General features: G+C 61.3%; 16 protein-coding genes. 6 read left to right on the top strand and 10 right to left on the bottom strand.

Annotated elements, in window-relative coordinates:
* Positions 1 to 50: 50 nt before the first annotated feature.
* Together RM6536_RS04900 and RM6536_RS04895 are read right to left on the bottom strand one after the other, a co-directional pair.
* On the bottom strand, positions 51 to 545 hold the full coding sequence (locus tag RM6536_RS04900; RefSeq protein ID WP_231917934.1) for a VanZ family protein: 495 nt from the start codon (positions 543 to 545) through the stop codon (positions 51 to 53).
* Positions 535 to 1,839 (bottom strand): histidine phosphatase family protein, encoded by a 1,305-nt coding sequence (locus tag RM6536_RS04895; protein WP_060824283.1) that lies wholly within the window; start codon positions 1,837 to 1,839, stop codon positions 535 to 537. Before RM6536_RS04895 ends, RM6536_RS04900 begins: the two co-directional genes overlap by 11 nt.
* 301 nt (positions 1,840 to 2,140) lie before the next feature.
* Here RM6536_RS04895 and RM6536_RS04890 point away from each other — a divergent pair, with 301 nt between their 5' ends.
* From RM6536_RS04890 to RM6536_RS04880, 3 genes are all read left to right on the top strand, one after another.
* The gene (locus RM6536_RS04890; protein WP_060824888.1) at positions 2,141 to 3,127 is read left to right on the top strand and encodes an ABC transporter ATP-binding protein; all 987 of its coding nucleotides are present in this window, start codon (positions 2,141 to 2,143) and stop codon (positions 3,125 to 3,127) included.
* Complete coding sequence (locus RM6536_RS04885; RefSeq protein WP_005508160.1) at positions 3,127 to 4,545, top strand: FtsX-like permease family protein; 1,419 nt, start codon at positions 3,127 to 3,129, stop codon at positions 4,543 to 4,545. The genes RM6536_RS04890 and RM6536_RS04885 overlap by 1 nt, the downstream gene beginning before the upstream one ends.
* Before the next feature lie 160 nt (positions 4,546 to 4,705).
* Positions 4,706 to 5,467: an HAD family hydrolase gene (locus tag RM6536_RS04880; protein ID WP_060824282.1), complete on the top strand. Its 762-nt coding sequence runs from the start codon at positions 4,706 to 4,708 to the stop codon at positions 5,465 to 5,467.
* Positions 5,468 to 5,620: 153 nt separating this feature from the next.
* Here RM6536_RS04880 and RM6536_RS04875 read toward each other — a convergent pair whose 3' ends face one another.
* The 4 genes from RM6536_RS04875 to RM6536_RS04860 form a co-directional block, all read right to left on the bottom strand.
* Positions 5,621 to 6,316 (bottom strand): methionine ABC transporter permease, encoded by a 696-nt coding sequence (locus tag RM6536_RS04875; protein WP_060824281.1) that lies wholly within the window; start codon positions 6,314 to 6,316, stop codon positions 5,621 to 5,623.
* Positions 6,317 to 7,372 (bottom strand): methionine ABC transporter ATP-binding protein, encoded by a 1,056-nt coding sequence (locus RM6536_RS04870; protein ID WP_060824280.1) that lies wholly within the window; start codon positions 7,370 to 7,372, stop codon positions 6,317 to 6,319. It abuts the gene before it with no gap.
* A gap of 145 nt (positions 7,373 to 7,517) precedes the next feature.
* A complete protein-coding gene (locus RM6536_RS04865) occupies positions 7,518 to 8,399 on the bottom strand; it encodes a MetQ/NlpA family ABC transporter substrate-binding protein (protein WP_060824279.1) in 882 nt (293 codons plus the stop codon).
* Between the two features lie 354 nt (positions 8,400 to 8,753).
* Positions 8,754 to 10,529, bottom strand: a complete 1,776-nt coding sequence (locus RM6536_RS04860) for a long-chain-fatty-acid--CoA ligase (RefSeq protein ID WP_081094653.1) — start codon at positions 10,527 to 10,529, stop codon at positions 8,754 to 8,756.
* Positions 10,530 to 10,676: 147 nt separating this feature from the next.
* Between RM6536_RS04860 and RM6536_RS09085 the strand changes: the two genes are divergently transcribed.
* The 3 genes from RM6536_RS09085 to RM6536_RS04850 are packed head-to-tail and all read left to right on the top strand — an operon-like array spanning position 10,677 to position 12,633.
* Positions 10,677 to 10,826: a hypothetical protein gene (locus tag RM6536_RS09085; RefSeq protein ID WP_005504480.1), complete on the top strand. Its 150-nt coding sequence runs from the start codon at positions 10,677 to 10,679 to the stop codon at positions 10,824 to 10,826.
* Complete coding sequence (locus RM6536_RS04855) at positions 10,826 to 11,488, top strand: sugar O-acetyltransferase (protein ID WP_060824278.1); 663 nt, start codon at positions 10,826 to 10,828, stop codon at positions 11,486 to 11,488. The genes RM6536_RS09085 and RM6536_RS04855 overlap by 1 nt, the downstream gene beginning before the upstream one ends.
* A gap of 32 nt (positions 11,489 to 11,520) precedes the next feature.
* Complete coding sequence (locus RM6536_RS04850; RefSeq protein ID WP_060824277.1) at positions 11,521 to 12,633, top strand: hypothetical protein; 1,113 nt, start codon at positions 11,521 to 11,523, stop codon at positions 12,631 to 12,633.
* A gap of 160 nt (positions 12,634 to 12,793) precedes the next feature.
* On the opposite strand, the gene RM6536_RS04845 is transcribed toward RM6536_RS04850, so the two are convergent.
* The 4 genes from RM6536_RS04845 to RM6536_RS04830 form a co-directional block, all read right to left on the bottom strand.
* On the bottom strand, positions 12,794 to 14,269 hold the full coding sequence (locus RM6536_RS04845; RefSeq protein ID WP_060824276.1) for a dihydrolipoamide acetyltransferase family protein: 1,476 nt from the start codon (positions 14,267 to 14,269) through the stop codon (positions 12,794 to 12,796).
* A gap of 99 nt (positions 14,270 to 14,368) precedes the next feature.
* Entirely contained in the window at positions 14,369 to 15,355 is a 987-nt protein-coding gene (locus RM6536_RS04840) for an alpha-ketoacid dehydrogenase subunit beta (protein ID WP_060824275.1), read from the bottom strand.
* Between the two features lie 2 nt (positions 15,356 to 15,357).
* Complete coding sequence (locus tag RM6536_RS04835; protein WP_060824274.1) at positions 15,358 to 16,524, bottom strand: thiamine pyrophosphate-dependent enzyme; 1,167 nt, start codon at positions 16,522 to 16,524, stop codon at positions 15,358 to 15,360.
* A 402-nt stretch (positions 16,525 to 16,926) separates the two neighbouring features.
* On the bottom strand, positions 16,927 to 18,054 hold the full coding sequence (locus tag RM6536_RS04830) for a histidinol-phosphate transaminase (protein ID WP_060824273.1): 1,128 nt from the start codon (positions 18,052 to 18,054) through the stop codon (positions 16,927 to 16,929).
* Positions 18,055 to 18,140 lie beyond the last annotated feature (86 nt).

Genomic DNA, 18,140 nt, shown 5'->3' with positions numbered 1-18,140 from the left:
AACCCTCGCCAAGAACCCTCGAAACCAGCGCCTCCACCGAGCACAGAACCTTATTTACCTGTACGTTCGCGACGCACGCGACGCCAACGGTGCACACCCAAAGCACCCGCCGCACCCAGCAGGGCACCCGAACCGTTCATCAGCACATCTACCGGGTCGCCGGTGCGATCAGGCATAAAACTCTGAATCGTCTCAATGCAGGCGCTGACCAAAAATCCCGAGTACAGCACGTGCGGGCGAACCTTCGGCTTGAGCAGCAGGGCGAAAAGAAAACCGCCCGGAATAAACATGATGACGTTCGAGAGCTGCTCGATGCTCGAATAGGTAATGAACGCAGGTAGCCAGCCCTCGGCGTGGCCGGTATCCAAAAACTGCGCCAGGCGGCCGCCCATCTCGTTATCGTCCACGTGCACGGGGGCGAACACGATACTCGCCACCGTCGCACAGTACAGCGCCGTGACGGGCCAGAGAATCAGCCGCCACACGCGAGCGCCGGAGCGACCGCTACCGGGTTGTCCTTTACCAAACTGTGCTTTACCAAACAAGGCGACCTGCCTCATCGAACTGCTTGGTCGAGTCCCACGCGAACAGGCCCGGCACGTCAATCGTGAGCGGTTCGGCGTTCGGCACGGTCACGGTCCACTCTTCGCCGGCTGCGGCGGAGAGGGCGCGGCGGATAAAGCTGCCGTGGCTGACGGCAATAATCTTCTGGTCGCCAATCTTCTGGTCGCTCGAGGCTTCAGAGAGTTCACGCACGATATTGCGCAGGGTACGCACCGCGCGAATGTACACGTCACGCTCGGATTCCACGTTCGGGTAGTAGCGTTCCGGGGCGCGGCGTTCGGGGGCGGGAATGTCCAGGCCCTCGCCGGCGCCGTAGGCGCGTTCTACCAGCTCGGGGTAGGTCTTGTGCACCTGCAGGTCGAAGTGCTCGCCGACCAGCTGCGCCGTCTCGTGGGCGCGGGACAGCGGCGAGGACACCAGCACGGTGAATTCCAGGCCCATGTCGGCAAGCTTCTTGCCGGTGGTGCGTGCCTGCTCGCGGCCGGTGTCGTTGAGCGGAATGTCGGTGATGCCCTGCATCAGGTTCGCCTTGTTCCAGTCGGTTTGGCCGTGACGGATCAGGGTGAGGGTCGTGTTCTCGGCGCCCGCCGGGACCTCTTCGGGGCCCAGCTCGGGTTCCAGGTGCTGCACGAGCAGGCGGTCGATTGCCTCGTCCAGGTACTGCAGGGGCACCTCGGTCAGGGAGGCGTTCACCGGGATCGGGTAGATGCCGTCTTCGTTGAGCAGTTCGGGGTGGCGGTCTGCGACCAGGGCGGTCATGGTCAAGGCAATGAGCATGCCGTGCGCGGCGACCACAACGGTCTGGCCCTCGTATTCGCGGCGGACGCGGTTCAGCGCCCCGAGGGAGCGGGCGAGGAAGTCCTTCTTGGGTTCCACGTTGTACGCGTTATTGGACTGACGGGAGGCGAGAATCAGCTCGCGGGTAGCGACCTGGCCTTCCAGGTCGCCAAAGGAACGTTCCTGGAAGCCGTCAACGGCACCGCGGTAGGGTACGCCCAGGCCTTCGGCTACGATTTCGGCGCTTTCTACGGCGCGGGAAAGGGGCGAGGAGACGATAGCGTCCACGGTGGTGCCCTCAGCCGCTGCCTGCTGCAGGGCGCCGATAGCGGTGCGGACCTGCTCCCTGCCGGTGTCGTTGAGGGGGATGTTGGTGCCGCCCTGGAAGCGGTGGTCAATGTTCCAGTCGGTCTGGCCGTGACGCAGGAAGATGATGCGGGTTCCTGCCTCGGGGTTGGCTACCGGAGTGATGATGGGGGTGTTCTGTGCGTCGGTCATCCTTCTAGTATGGCACTGCCTCGGTGCAGTTCAAGGCCGCCGCACAGTTCAAGGCCGCCGCACAGTTCAAGGCCGCCGCGCAGTTCAAGGCCGCCGCGCAGTTCAAGGGGTGCGCGGCTTATCCCTTCTGCTGAGGCTTGCTCATACCGCGGTATGAGGTGCGGGGCGGTTGAGCACCCGGTCGGGCGAATTTTTACAGGGTTTTCCCATATTTTTCAGCCCCCAGACGGAGGGTTGAGCCGCCAAGAAGCTGAGATGATAGAAATGTACTTCCGTTAGTTCATACCCAATGAAGGTTGTCATGACGCAGAATCCTCAATCCCAGAACCCGCAGTTCCAGGCTCAGAACCCGTACTCAATGACCCCTCCGCAGGCGGCGCAGCCTGCCGGTCAGTATTCCGCTCAGCCCGGTCAGCCCCAGCAGGGTCAGTCCGGTCAGCCGAGTCAGCAGAGCCAGGCGGGCTACTATCAGGGTCAGCCGCAGGGCTACCCGGCTCAGGCGCCTCAGCAGATGCAGCAGGCGCCCTTTGCACGCGGTGCGATTATTTCTGCCCGTAACCTGCACAAGTCGTACGGCAATAACCCGGTGCTACGTAACGTGAGCCTCGATATTTACCCCGGCGAGTCCGTGGCGATTATGGGTCCTTCCGGTTCCGGTAAGACCACTCTGTTGCACGCACTTTCGGGCATTATCAAGCTCGATGCCGGTTCTGTGCTGTTCAATGGCCCGACCGGTCAGGTGGCGGTGGAGTCCCTCAGCGAGCGTGAGCGCACCTCCTTGCGCGCTAACTCGTTTGGTTTTGTGTTCCAGCAGGGTCTGCTGGTTCCCGAGCTGACCGCGGAGGAGAACGTCTCCCTCGCCGCGATGATTGCCGGTGTTCCCCGCCAGCAGGCGCGCTCCATTTCGGCTGACCTGCTGAACCGTCTGGGTTTGGGGCAGATGCTGGACCGCCGTATGGGTGAGATGTCCGGTGGTCAGGCTCAGCGTGTGGCTATTGCCCGTTCCCAGGTGAACGGTGCCCCCGTGACTTTCGCGGATGAGCCGACCGGCGCGCTGGATTCGAAGACCGCGCGTGAGGTGATGGCTCTGCTGCTGACCATGATTCCGCAGCAGGGTAAGACTCTGCTGGTGGTGACTCACGACCCGAACGTGGCGGCGGCATGCTCCCGCGTGGTGTACCTGCAGGACGGCCAGATTGTGAGCGATCAGCGCAATAACCAGGGCGGTGTTCCCGCTTCCCAGAACCATGCTCAGAGCTTCGGCGCTCAGTCTCAGGCAGGTGCATAATGCAAATCTATGCTCTACTCGCCAAGCGAACCCTATGGAGTTCGCAGGCGATTCTTCCCGTGCTGGCTTTTGCCGCCTCCTCGGCACTGTTTTTGACGGTTGCCGGTGGTGTTCAGGCGCTGAGTACGTGGCTTGAGCACGCCAACGTTGACCACGAAATGATCAACCTGATGGGCATTCAGAAGCTCTACATGGGTCTGGCGTGGGTTGCCGCTCTGGTGCTGATTGTTCCCCTCTTTACCCTGGGCGCTTCGGCTGCTCGTTTGAGTGCCCGCCGCCGTGATGAGCGTCTGGCGTCCCTGCGTCTGATTGGTGCCTCCACGACCCTGATTGTGGGTCTGTCGGTGGCGGACGCGCTGGTGTACTCTCTTGTGGGTTTCATCATCGGTCTGCTGCTTTACCTGGTGCTGATTTTCCCGTTCGGCGCCCTGCACTTCATGAACGTTCCGCTGGGTGCTGAGAATATGCTCCTGCCGGTGAGCGTGATTTTCTACTGCTTCCTGGGCTGTATGGTTCTGGCGGCCCTCAGCTCCCTCTTCGGTCTGGCGAAGGTCAGCATCAGCCCGCTGGGTGTGCGTACCCGCGCGAAGGCTGGTTCCGCCGGTTACATTGCTCTGGGTATCGGTGTTGTTCTGGTCATTGCCGTGATGATTCTGGCTTCGACCTCGAAGGGTTTTAGCATGTTCTCACCCTTCCAGGACGGCGGTGCCGATAGCGCGATTAAGAACCTAGCGATTTTCATTGCTCTGCCGGGTCTGCTGATGATGGTTGCTATCGACCTGATCGGTACTTTCCTGGTGTGGGCGTACGCAAAGATTCGTGTGCGTATGACCCAGAAGGCATCGGTTCTGCTCGGTTACCGTGCGGTGCTGGAGTCCCCGCGCGGGGCGTGGCGTCAGGTTTCGGGTGTGGCACTGTCGACCTTCTTGGTGACCTTCTTCGGCCCCATCCTGATTCTGGCGGGTGAGATGAACAAAACGGCGAAGGAGGTAGGCCCCGCCGCCGGCCCCTTCATGACCATCATGTCGGACATGTTCCAGGGCATGCTGCTCATGCTGTTCTTCTCGTACCTGCTGGTCACTCTCTCCGCAGTGTTGAACCAGAGTGCCGCCATTTACGAGCGTGGTTCCCTGTACTCTTCGCTGAATATGATGGGTACCCCCACGAGGATGTTGCAGGCTTCGCGCCTTACCGTGGTTTTCGGTCCGCTGGTGCTCATTAGCGTGGTTTCTGCGCTGCTGGGTCTGCCGCTGACGGCGTTGATTGCGGCGCAGGGTCTTTCCGGTGAGATTCTGACGAAGATGTTCGGTATGACCTTCGGCGCTATTGCGCTGGGTCTGGCACTGGTCTATGTGGGCCTGTTGGCGACCATTCCGTTTATGCGTCAGGTGACCCATAAGCCGGTGTCCGCTCTCTAAGCTGTTTTAGCTTCTGCCCTCCCGTTGCGTCCGTTCTGGATGCGGCGGGAGGGTTTCTTCATGTGGTTTTCCGTTCTGCGGGCGAGGCGCAACCCCGCATGTTTTCTCACGCACCGGGCCACCACTTCCATAGCCTAAAACCCTGTGAGAGACTGACATTATGTTTGAACACACCGTACCCTCCGATTGGTTCCCCCGCTGCGCAATCTTCGACTGCGACGGCATCCTCCTCGACTCCGAGACCGTCTGGAACGATGTGCAGCGTGAGCTTTTCGCCCGCTGGTCTGTTCCCTTCACCGAAGAGGTGGAGCATCGCCTCACCGGCCTGGCGGCAGCCGATGTCGCCGAGGAGCTTGCCCTGCTCTCCTACGAGGCGCAGAACGGTCGGAAGCCGGACACCGCCTCCGCAGAGTACGCCGAGCACCATGAACGCGTGATGAAGGATCTGCTCACCACCGAGCACGAGGTCATCAGCTCCGGCGTGGACCTGATTGAGGGTGCGCAGAAGTTCCTGGGCTTCCTGAGCGAGCACATGCCGGTTGCGGTGGCGTCGAACTCCACCGCGAACATTCTGACTCTGAAAATGGAAAGCTACGGTTACGCCCCGCTGGTGCGCACCTGGGTCAGCAGCAACGACGTTCCCACCGGCAAGCCCGCCCCGGACATGTACCTGGAGGCGGCACGTCGCCTCGGCTTTGAGGGCCACGAGGCGCTGGCGTTCGAGGACTCCCCCGCGGGCGCGCAGGCGGCACGTGACGCCGGTACGAAGGTCATGGTTTATGTTCCGGAAGGCACCGACCCGGCAAAGGCACCGGCCGGTTTTGGACGCTTCGATTCGTTCAAGGACCCGCAGCTTTGGGAGGCGGCACGCACCTGGATCGCCAAGCTTGAGGCGGCGCAGCAGTCTGAGGCGGCGCAGTAATCTGAAGCAACGCAGGGCTAAGCAATTAGCGCCTCTCCCCCCTCCGGTACGAAGAAAGACCCCCGGCCCGCTCCTTGAGGAGCAGACGGGGGTCTTCTATGTCTTATCAGCTGTACCTACAGTACCTACAGTAGGCCTACAAGGGGCACGAGCTTATCGGCGCATAACCTTCTTCGCCAGGAAGTTGCCGAGGAACTGAACCAGCTGAACCAGGACGATAATAATCGCCACAACAGCCCAGGTGATCTCATCGTTAAAGCGCTGGTAGCCATCCACGATCGCGATCTTACCCAGACCGCCAGCACCCACGTAACCGGCCATAGCGGACATATCCACCACGCCGATGATGAGGAAGGTGTAACCCAGGATCAGCGGGCCAAGCGCCTCCGGAATCATCACGGTGAACAGGATGGTCATCTTCGAAGCGCCCATCGCACGAGCCGCCTCAATCACACCCGGGTCAATGGAGACCATGTTCTGCTCCACGATACGGGCAATAGCGAATGCTGCACCGAAGCTCATCGCGAAGACCGCCGCGTTTACACCCAGGCGGGTACCCACCACAGCGCTAGTCAGCGGGCCCAGAGCCGCAATCAAAATGATGAACGGAATCGGGCGAATCACGTTCACCAGAATGTTCAGGACCGTGTACACGAAGCGGTTCTGGAAGATATTACCTGCACGGGTGGTGTACAGCAGAGCGCCCACAATCAGGCCAACCAGACCTGCACACAGCATCGTAATAGACACCATGTAGAAGGTGTCGCCAATAGCCGGAATCAGCTTCTCGGGCAGGAACTCAGACCAGTCCGTCTTCGAGGTAGCCAGCGGAAGAGTAGTAGCAAACATTTAGCGCACCTCCTGCACGCGGGTGACGGTCTTCAGCTCGGCAACGGCGGCATCAATACTGGTGATTTCACCCAGGAGTTCCAGGGTGAGGGTGCCGTACGCTTTACCCTGCAGGGTCTCGATACCGCCGCCCACAATGTTGAAGCGGACGTTACGGGCGCCCAGGTAGGACAGCACCTTACCGAGCTCCTGGTTACCCTCCACGATTTCAACGTTGATGAGGTAACCCTTGTGGTTTGCGCGCAGTTCAGCCGCTTCCTTGCCGGTGGGAGCAAGCTTCACGGTAGTTGCCACGAAGAGCTTCGCCACATCGGTCTGCGGGTTGGAGAAGACGTCGTACACGTTGCCCTGCTCCACCACGCGGCCGGACTCCATCACTGCCACACGGTCAGCGATGCTAGAGACCACGTCCATCTCGTGGGTAATAACCACGACGGTCACACCCAGTTCACGATTGACCTTCTTCAGCAGTGCAAGCACTTCATGGGTGGTTTCCGGGTCCAGCGCGCTGGTCGACTCATCAGCCAGCAGCAGAGGCGGGTTAGTTGCGAGCGCACGAGCAATGCCCACACGCTGCTTCTGACCACCCGAAAGCTGGTTCGGGTAGTGGCCCGCGCGGTCGGCAAGACCCACGAACTCGAGCATTTCCAGGGCGCGAGCGCGGCGGTCCTTCTTAGACCAGCCGGCAATCTTCAGCGGGAACTCAACGTTACCGAGCACGGTGCGGGAGTTCATGAGGTTGAACTGCTGGAAGATCATACCGATATTGGTGCGTGCTTCACGCAGTTCGGAGTCGCGCTTACCGGAAATCTCGAAGCCGCCAACGGTCAGGGTGCCGCTGGTGATGGTTTCCAGACCGTTAATGAGGCGGACGAGGGTGGACTTACCGGCGCCGGAGTAGCCGATGATTGCAAAAATTTCACCGCGGTTAATGGTGAGGGAGACATTGTCGACAGCAACTACTGCCTTGGGGCCGTTGCCGAAGACCTTGGAGACTCCGTCCAGAACCACCATGGGCTCGGTGCTGTCACCGAAGCTCTGTACCAGTTCACTCATAAATTTGTATCCGTATATGTCGTGGTTGGGGCGTTAAAGGGCCTTAACGCCGGTACGCAAAGGACGGTAAGCCTTTCGTGACCCGCTTCGGGTGCTTAGACTTACCGCCTTTGCGTATGCCTAGAGGAGGCGTGTATTCAGAAGATTACTTCTTAGCGCGCAGCTTGGCTTCTTCCTTAGCCAGGGACTGACGCAGTTCGTCGGTGCTTACGTTGACCTCAACAGCGGTGCCGCGGGTCTCTTCCTGGACAACGTCCATGACGGCCTTAGTGTGGAAGAGTTCGACGATCTTCTTGTAGGTCTCGTCGTCTGCCTTGTCCTTCTGAGCAACGAAGAGGTTCACGTACTTGATAGCGGAGGGGTCGCTCTTGGGGTCGTCCTGAGCCAGAGCGTCTGCAGGCTTCAGGCCTGCATCCTTGAGGAAGTCGTTGTTGACGACAGCACCGTCAGCGGACTCCATACCGACCACGGTCTGGGTTGCGTCAACGGGGGTGACCTTCACCTTAGATGCGGAGGTGTCAACGTCGTCGATGGTGGGTGCGTCAACGTCAGCGTTCTTGAAGGTGACCAGACCGTTGGTCTTCAGCAGCTTCAGTGCACGTGCTTCGTTCACGGTGTCGTTCGGGATAACGATTTCGCCACCCTGGGGGATGTCAGCCAGCTTGGAGTGCTTCTTGGAGAACAGAGCCATCGGGTAGATCACGGTCGGGCCGACAATCTGCAGGTCCTTGTTGGCGCTGACGTTGTAGTTCGACAGGTACGCGATGTGCTGGAAGCGGTTCATGTCGATGTCACCGGCGTCCAGTGCGGGGTTCGGCTCGGTGTACGCGCTGAACTCCTTGTACTCAATGTCGATGCCCTGCTTCTTAGCTTCTTCCTTCAGGGTCTTGTTGAACTTCTCAGAGCCAACCACACCAATGGTGACCTTCTTGGAGCTGGAGGAAGAGGAGGAGGAGTTGGTGGAACCGCAGCCTGCCAGGCCAATGACCAGGGGGACAACTGCGAGAGCAGCAGCAAACTTCTTCACGGCTATGAATCTTTCTGTTGAATGATGATGCGTTCCGCCGGGTGCTGACGTTGGTACTAGCACATCCGATGGGAATGATGACGGGACAATTACAGCACGGGCGGGGGCGGGTGTGGAAGTTAAGAGCCATTCATGAGACACAGAACGTCAAGGTCGTCATATTTTGTCACAATTCGTCATGTAGTGATTATTTCTAGGTCACAAAGCGCCACCGACGGTGTATTCAGGCGCACACAAAACGCCGGCCCGGGTACAAAAACCCAAGCCGGCGTCCATATTACCCACCCATTACGGGAGCGCCCACCCGTTACGGGCGGGCGGGCAGTCAACCGGTGCTGCTGGCAACCAGTGCTACTAATCGAACTCGCCCGAAGCAATCAACTGCTCACGCACCTTACGGCGCAGAACCTTACCCAGCATCGAACGGGGCAGATCATCTACCACCACGATGCGGCGCGGAACCTTATAGCGGGTCACCTTCGAATAGCAGTGCTCACGCAGAGTGTGCTCCTCCACCACTCGGCCCGGGGCGGGAACCACAGCGGCAACGACCATCTCGCCACCTGCGGGCAGCGGAATGCCGACCACCGCCGCGTCCGCGACCGTATCGTGCTGCTTGAGGGCGACCTCAACCTCCGTCGGGGAGACATTGAAACCGCCGGTAATAATGACTTCCTTAATGCGGTCAACAATCTGGATGAAGTAGTCCTGATCCAGGCGCACAATATCGCCGGTACGCAACCAACCCTCGGGGGTGATGGTCTTCGCGGTCTCGTCCTCACGCTTCCAGTAGCCGGCAAAACGCTGAGGGCCCTTCACCCACAGCTCGCCCTCTTCGCCATCGGGCACGTCTTCACCGGTTTCCGGGTCCACCACACGAATATCGGTGGAGGGGAACGGAACACCAATAAAACCGGCGCGGCGAGTGTCATTGAGCGGGTTGCAGGACACCAGCGGCGCGCACTCGGTCAGGCCGTAGCCTTCCACCATGAAACCGCCGGAAGCTTCCTCCCACTCGGCAACCAGCTCAGGCGGCAGGTTCATTGCCCCGGACACCGCGTAACGGATGCCCTCCAGGGACACACCGCGCTTCTTCGCCTCATCCATGAGGCGGCGGTACACCGGCGGAACCGCAGGAAGAATGGTCGGGCGGGTCTTCTTCATCGCCTTCAAAATCAGGTCCATGTCCACGGTCGGGAACAGCACCAGGCGGGCACGGCACAGCGACGCAATCGTCACGCCCAGGGTCATACCGTACGCGTGGAACAGCGGCAGAACCGAGTAAATCACCTCGTCATCACCCGGGTTAATCCACGCCTCACCCATGCGGCCGTTAGACTCCAGGTTGCGGTGCGTGAGCATCACGCCCTTCGGCAGACCGGTCGTACCCGAGGTGTACTGCAGCAGCGCAATATCGTGCGCGGTCGGGCGGCGATGCGCAGGATCAATACGCTCACTCTTCACCAGCTGAGCCCACGACACCGTACCCGGTGCAGGCCCGGTCAGTTTCTCACGCGAAGCACGCGCACTCTTCAACGGCAGCTTCAGCGCGGTACGCATCAGCGCGGGCATCGCCGAAATCATGTTCACCGAATAGATATGGTTCGGGCGGATATCTGCCGGAAGACCCGTAATATGCGAGGCGATCTTATCCCACACAATCGCAACCTTCGCGCCGTGATCTTCAAACATGTGGCGCAACTCCGCACCCGTGTACAGCGGGTTGTGCTCCACCACAATCGCACCCAGGCGCAGAATCGCGTAAAACGCCGCAATATGCTGAGGGCAGTTCGGCAAAATCAGCGCCACACGGTCACCCGCCTGCACGCCCGCCACGCGCAGACCCTCCGCCGCACGCTCAATCTGATCGCCCAACTCGGCGTAGGTCGTGGTCGCGCCAAAGAACTCCAACGCAACCTTGTGGGGTACGGTGCGAACCGCCTCGTCAATGAGGTGGCTCAGCGAGGTTTCGGGCAGCTCAATATCGCGGGCAGTCCACGAAGAATAGTTCTTCAACCAGGGGCGATGCGCCAACGGATGCGCGCCAGCGGACGTGCCGGCCGATGCGCCAGCGGGGGATGCAGGTGCCGCCGCATCCTGCAGGTTCGTGTTCTTCTGAGCCTCAGTCATGCATTGATTGTGCCTTCCCACGCCCTCACGCTTCAACTCAGCGGTAGCTTTTCCCGCGCTGAAAATCACGCCGTGCGCCCGCCCCAGATACCGCAATAAACACCGCAACACTCAGGTAAACCCAAGCAACTCTGGGATACTTAAAGCATGAGTAAACGACAGCAAGACATCACCGACGAGCAGTTCAAGAAGCTCCTCCGCGAAATTTCCAAACGATTCGCTATCGCCGGAGGAGTCGTCATCCTGTTCGGAATGGCCATCATCGCACTTGCTTACCTCCTGGGAGGAGCCCACTAATGCGCACCCCGCAGCGCCCCACCGGCGAAACCTTCAACCGCATGACCAACGGTTCCGTCTACATGCCCGACGCCGAATGCGCCGCACAGTTCAAGCGCATCTACGCTGCAACCGTCCTCGCCGAGGAACACTACGCACGCGGCGAGCATGCACAGGCAATGCACGTCTACCGTGAACACCTCGGCCACCTGGGCGAACACGCCCACATCCGCCCCGGCGCACGCTTTGACTACGGCGTGAACACCTACATCGGTGACGGTTCCTTCTTCAACTTCGGCACCGTCTTCCTGGACGTCTGCCCGATCCGCATCGGCTCCACCGTACTGGTTGGTAGCAACGTACAGTTCATGACCCCCACCCACCCGCTCCACCCCGGCGACCGCGCCGACTACTGGGAAGCAGGCGCACCCATCACCGTTGAAGACAACGTATGGATCGGTAGCGGAGCTATCATCCTGGGCGGCGTGACCATCGGCAAGAACTCCGTCATCGGTGCAGGCACGGTCGTTACCAAGGACGTCCCCGCCAACTCCCTGGTCGTGGGCAACCCCGGCCGCGTCATCCGCACCCTGGACGAGAATAAGCGCCCCGCGCACCCGCACACCTTCTCCGCAGAAGCTATGGAAGAAGCACGCGCCTTCTACGCTGACCGCAACCGCTAAATCAGCACCCAGGATTAGATTCAAAGGACTTAATGAACGCACAGAACAACACCCCCCAGCAGCGCCCGGCTGCCGCGGCATCCACGCCCACCGAAAGTGACCTGTGGGAGGCGGCATTCTCCTCCGACGACCCCACCGTGGTCCTGACCGATGAGGAGCTGAATGCGGCACGCCGCGCCCACGAAAAGGCGCGCGAGTCGAGCTCCTCGGCGCAGTCCTCCGCACAGTCCTCGCAGGATGCAACCCGCCCCCTCAACGAGGCGGCTACCGCAACCCAGCCGCTCCTCTCCCCCGGTGCCACTTCTGGAGGTGCAGAATCCGGCGCTAACTTCGGCGAACCCGGAGACGACAACCTCAGCTGGCTCGACAAGCCTGCAGCCCCCAGCACGGACAACGTACGCGGCGGCGCAACTGCCGCCCCCGCTACCGCACCTGCCACCGTTGCAAGCTACGAGGTGCCCGCACCCGGCAACGCCCATGCGGCGTCGAGCGCCCCGCAGGCTACCCCCGCGGCAGATGACCACTTCGTCATCCCCACCCCCGCAGGTGATGCCGCCGGTTCGGAGCCCATCCTCACCGCCGCAACCGTGCTGTCCATGCAGAAGAGCCGCTACTCCCGCATGCACCTGCTGCCCGGTCTGCTCGGCTGGCTGATCACCCTCTCCCTCATGGACGGTGGCCAGTGGGCTATCCAGTCGTGGCTGACCCTGACCGGTCAGAGCGAGTCCATCGAGTACGCCTCGGTGGTCTCCCGCCTGTTCAGCGGCGCTTCGAACGCCGTGCCGGTCGCGGTGGCGTTGAGTGTGCTCATCTTCTTCGCCTACCTGGTGGGCGGTTACGCGGCCGGACGCATGGCACGATTCGCCGGCGTGAAGCAGGGCATCGCCGTATGGCTCTGGCAGATTATGGCGCTCATCCTCGGGTCCCTGGCGACTTTCCTCGCGCCTCAGCTGTTCCAGAACGGTGTCGCGTCCCTGTCCCTGCAGAAGCTGATTGCGGGCGATTTCGCGAACGGTCTGCTCGCGGTTCTGCTGGTTCTGGCGTTGAGCTTCCTCGGCGCTATCCTCGGCGGCCTGCTGGGACGCCTGTACCACCGCCGCGTGGATAAGTACCCGAGCGACCAGGTGGCACGCGAGGACGCCTAGGCTTCTGGACGCCTAGTCTTCTAAGCACCCGCGCCTCGTTGCGATAGGAATAAACCGTACAGAAAACCTCCGGTACCTTACGAAAGGCACCGGAGGTTTTCTGTATCTGCATGACTTAATCAGCGCAATAATACGACGCTGACTAGCTAAAACATGCCGCCTAGTGGTCCAGCAGCAGTGCAGGCTCCTCAAGAATCGCAGCCACATCAGCCATGAAACGAGCCGACAGGTCGCCATCCACCACACGGTGATCGAAGGAGCCGCCCAGGGTCGTCACCCAGCGAGGAATAACCTCACCATCAACCACCCACGGCTTCTGCTTGATCGTACCGAAGGCAACAATCGCCACCTCACCGGGGTTAATAATCGGGGTACCCGTATCAATACCCAGCGAACCGATGTTCGTAATGGTCAGGGTGCCGTTCGCCATCTCAGCGGGCTGAGTCTTACCCTCGCGTGCGCGGGTGGTCAGGTTGTTCAGCGCAACCGCCAGCTCACGCAGGGACAGCTCCTGAGCATCCTTAATGTTCGGAACCATCAGGCCGCGCGGGGTCGCCGCAGCAATACCCAGGTTCACGAAGTGCTTAATCTGGATTTCGCTATCGGTCCAGGTCGCGTTGACCTGCGGGTTACGCTCAGCAGCCCAAATGACCGCGGCGGCAAGCACCAGCAGCGGGGTGACCTTCACGCCCTCAAAGTGGCGGGACTTCTTCAGGCGCTTCACGAACTCCATGGTGCGGGAGGCATCAACATCCACGAAAATCGACACGTGCGGGGCGCTAAACGCCGAAGCAACCATCGCCTTCGCGGTAGCCTTACGCACACCACGCACCGGGATGCGCTCAATGCGGTCACCGGGGGTGGTTGCGGGCTGCCAGAACGGCTGGCGGGCGCCGCTATGCTGCACATCGTTCAGGTGCGCCACATAGTTCATGAGGTCCTGCTTGGTCACCTGGCCGCGCGCACCGGTAGCGGTCACGTTCGCCAGGTCAACACCCAGCTCCTTTGCGGCAAGACGCACCGGAGGCGGCGCGAGGGTCGGGCGGTGCGGAACCTGCTCGGGAGCCAAAGTCGGCGCGGGAGCCGCTGCGGGCTCGGGTGCCAGACGCTGCACCACCGAGTTCAGCGGGGTGTTCTCCACAAAGCGGGAGGCGCGCTCAGCCAGCTCGCTCAGCAGGCCCTGGTTGCGGTTCACCGGGTCGGCGGGGGTGTGCGCCACGGGTGTCTGAACAGCCGGTGCGACCGGTGCCGCAGCGACCTGTGCGGGCTGGGTTGCGGAGGCGGGGCGCTTGCGGGCGCGGCGCTTCACCGCATCCGCCTTGGGGCCGGAGCCGACCAGCGCGGTGCCGGACTCAGCCTCTGCCGCGGCGGGGGCTACCGGGGTTGCGGGTGCGTTGTCGCCGCCGGAGATGCTGATAATCGGGGTGCCCACTTCAACGGTTTCACCCTCGGCAACGAGCAGCGCCTCGACGGTGCCGGCGAAGGGCGAGGGAAGTTCCACGACGCTCTTCGCGGTTTCAATTTCGACGAGGACATCGTTGATGGCGACCTCGGTGCCGACTGCCACCTTCCAGCTGAGGATTTCTGCTTCGGTCAGGCCTTCACCCACGTCAGGGAGCGGGAAAATCTGGGACATTTTTACCTCTCACTAGGGCATATACCCTATACGGAATATTCTGTGCGGGCTTTCAACCCGCAATAGCGCAACACGCTGATACGTCAAATCAGGGAATGCCTAGTAGTCAAAAGCGCGGTCAACCGCCTCAAGGATACGGTCAATATCGGGCACGTACTCTTCCTCAACACGAGAAACCGGGTACGGCATGTAGTAGCCACCCACGCGAATCACCGGCGCCTGCAGGCTGTAGAAGCAACGCTCCGTAATCGCCGCAGCCAGCTCACCACCCATACCACCGAAGGTCGGCGCCTCGTGCGCAACAATCAGGCGGCCAGTCTTCGCCACCGAAGCAGCAACGGTCGGCACATCCAGCGGCGAAATCGAGCGCAGGTCAATGACCTCAATCGAGCGGCCATCCTCCACAGCAGCCTCTGCGGCAGCCAGAGCAACCGGCACCAGCGGACCGTACGCAACGATGGTTGCGTCCGTGCCCTCGCGCACCACCTGGGCGCTAAACGGATCAAAAGAAGTGTCGCTAAAGTCCACTTCACCCTTGAGCCAGTAGCGGCGCTTCGGCTCAAAAATAATAACCGGGTCGGGGCACTCAATCGCCTTGCGGGTCATCCAGTACGCCTCGTGCGGGGTCGAGGGGGTCACAATACGCAGACCCGCGGTGTGGGCGAACAGCGCCTCCGGGGACTCGGAGTGGTGCTCCACCGAACCAATCACACCACCGTACGGAATGCGGATGGTCACCGGCACCGTGTACTGCTTATCGGTGCGGTTATGAATCTTCGCCAGCTGGCTCGTGATCTGGTTGTAGGCGGGGAACACGAAGCCGTCGAACTGAATCTCCGGCACGGGGCGGTAGCCACGCAGCGCCATACCGATGGAGGTGCCGATAATGCCGGACTCGCCCAGGGGCGCGTCCATGACGCGGCGGTCACCGAAGCGCGCCTGCAGGCCTTCGGTCACACGGTACACGCCGCCGAGCTTGCCGATATCCTCACCGAGCATGACGACGGTGCGGTCGGCTTCCATGGCGTCTTCCAGGCCGCGGGTAATCGCCTTGGCGAGGGTCAAACGTTCAATTTTCTCGCTCATGCTTACTCCTCTTCAAAGCCTGCAACGTAGTTACGGTAGAACTCGCGGTCGTCTTCCACCTGCTGGTGTTCCTGCACGTAGACGCGGTCGAAGAAATACTCAAAGTCGGCAACCTCAGAGTTCAGCACTGCCTCACGCACGCCGTTCGCGACCTGCTGGGCTGCTTCTGCGACCTCTTCGAAGAAGGCATCGTCGGCGTAGCCGTTATCACGCAGGTGCCTCTCAAGGCGAAGCATGGGGTCGCGGCGCAGGGGACCTTCCAGGTCGGCATCGGTGCGGTACTTGGTGGGGTCGTCCGCGGTGGTGTGCGGGCCGAGGCGGTAGGTCTCAGCTTCAATCAGCACGGGGCCTTCACCGGCGCGAATCTTTTCCATGGCGTAGCGGGTTGCGGCGAGCACGGCGAGAACGTCGTTGCCGTCCACGCGGATGCCTTCGAAGCCGTAGCCTGCGGCGCGGGTGGACACCGGCACGCGGGACTGCACCTCGAAGGGCACGGAGATAGCCCAGCGGTTGTTCTGCACGAAGAAGAGCACCGGCGCGTTATAGGAGGCGGCGAAAACCATGGATTCGTGTGCGTCACCCTCGGTGGAGGAGCCATCACCGAAGTAGACCGCCACGGCGGGCTTCTGGGTATCCTCGGCGGGGTCGGTTGCCTGGCCCTGACCGGTGCGGCGGGTGCCGGTTTCAGCTTCGATGTCGGCATCGAAGTTCAGGCCCATGGCGTAGCCGACGGCGTGCAGGGTCTGGGCGGCAAGCACCTTGGTGTAGGTGTGGAAGTTGTGCGCCTTCATGTCCCAGCCGTGGGTGGTGGAGCCACGGAAGATGGTGATCAGGTCGCGGAAGTCCACGCCACGCGCCAGAGCGACGGCGTGCTCACGGTAGGAGGGGAAGATGTAGTCGTTGGGTGCGTAGGCGAGTGCGGAGCCAACCTGTGCGGCTTCCTGGCCTCGACTGGGCACCCAGAGGGCGAGCTGACCCTGGCGCTGCAGGGCAGTTGCCTCGTCGTCGAATCGGCGGGTGGTGTACATGAGGCGGTATGCCTCGCGCAGGGTGTCTGCGTTGACGTCTTCGATGTACCGGCTGTAGGTGGGGTGTTCGTGTACGGTGCCGTTTTCATCCATGAGCTGGATGCGTTCGGGCACTCCGGGGTACTTGTCGTTCTCGTGCATCTAACCTCCACACGTGACGAGGGCTTGGCCCTCAGCGGCTTGGGTTTTAGTCTCAACTTTCACCTGATGGTGCAGGGTTTGAGGTGTTCCGGCAAGCCTGTGAGGGTCTGGGCATATATAGTTACCAGTCTACTCTTTTCGGCTTTATCTCGCGGCAGTTACGCTGATAACGCAGTGTATTATGCCCTGTCATTCACTATTTGAACATCATTAAATTAAACCTCCCATATATTCTTTTTTGAGAATATATGGGAGGTTTAATTTAACTATTGAGAGCTTTTTCGGGTCATCATTTTTTCCGCGCGAGAACCATTTGAAAAGCCCAAACAAACCTCGACAAGGGAAAATAGTACATTGTTCAATTAGGGTCGAGCTGGTACCCCCACCCCTTCACAAGACGCTCTAGAGCCCCTTCGCGAAGACCTCACAGAGCGAGAGGAAACGGTCATTCGCCTCCACCTCGCCAATGCTCACGCGAACACCCTCGGCGCCGAACGCACGCACCGACAGGGCATGCTCAGACATCAGCTGCACAAACTCACCCGTGCGCTCCCCCAGGGGCAGCCACACGAAGTTCGCGTAAGTGCTCGGGAAATCGTAGCCCAGCTCGCGCAGTCGAGCGGTCACGCGCTCACGCTCAGCGACCAGGTGGCTCACGCGCTCCATCACCGCATCCTCATGCTCGATGGAGGCGATAGCCGCCGCCTCAGCCAGCGCCGTCACGGCGAACGGGGTTGCCGCCACGCGCAGGTGCTGCGTAATCTGCGGGTGCGAAACCGAGTAGCCCACGCGCAGACCCGCCAGGCCCTGCGCCTTGGAGAAGGTGCGCAGAATGATGACGTTCTCGTAGTCACGGTAGATGTCCATGCCGTTCAGCGGGGCTTCTTCACCCTTCGGCACGGTGGAGGCGGCGCAGAACTCGAAGTACGCCTCATCAATGACCACGGGGATGTGGGCGGGCACCTTCTCCAGGAACGCACGGATTTGGCTTTCGGTGACGGCGGGGCCGGTCGGGTTGTTGGGGGTGCAGACCAGGATCAGGCGGGTGCGGTCGGTAATAGCTGTCGCCATGGCGTCCAGGTCGTGTGCGCCGTCGGGCAGGTTCGGCACCTGCACGCTACGAGCACCCATAATGCCGACGAGGATCGGGTATGCCTCGAAGGAGCGCCAGGCGTAGATGACTTCGTCCTGCACGCCGTCGGCGTTTACGCCGGCGAAGGTTTTGAGGATTTGGTTGAGCGCGCCGAGGCTTCCGGCACCGGTGACGATGTCGTCAGCGTCCACGCCGAGCCGTGCGGAGAGCTTGTGGCGCAGGGCGGTGGAGAGCGGGTCGGGGTAGCGGTGCGCGGTCGCAAATTCTGCGAGGACGCGCGCAACCTCGGGTACAGGACCCAGCGGGTTCTCGTTCGAGGAGAGCTTGTACTGGGTGAGGCCTTCAACGGGCGCGGGCGGCTTGCCTGCCGCGTAGCTGGGCAGGGTGCTAAAGACGGGGCGGACCGGGATGTTGGCGTGTTCAGCTGACTGGCTCATGGTTCCAGTATGTGCCTGCGGGCGGCTCGGAGGCTAACGCTTCTCATCTGGAGAGCAGGCAGCGGATACTAGCCGCGAGCGCTGCA

It is taken from the genome of Rothia mucilaginosa (genome assembly GCF_001548235.1).
Taxonomy (GTDB): domain Bacteria; phylum Actinomycetota; class Actinomycetes; order Actinomycetales; family Micrococcaceae; genus Rothia; species Rothia mucilaginosa_B.
Note: the sequence above shows the minus strand (reverse complement) of the source record. Positions and strands in the feature narration are given on the sequence as shown.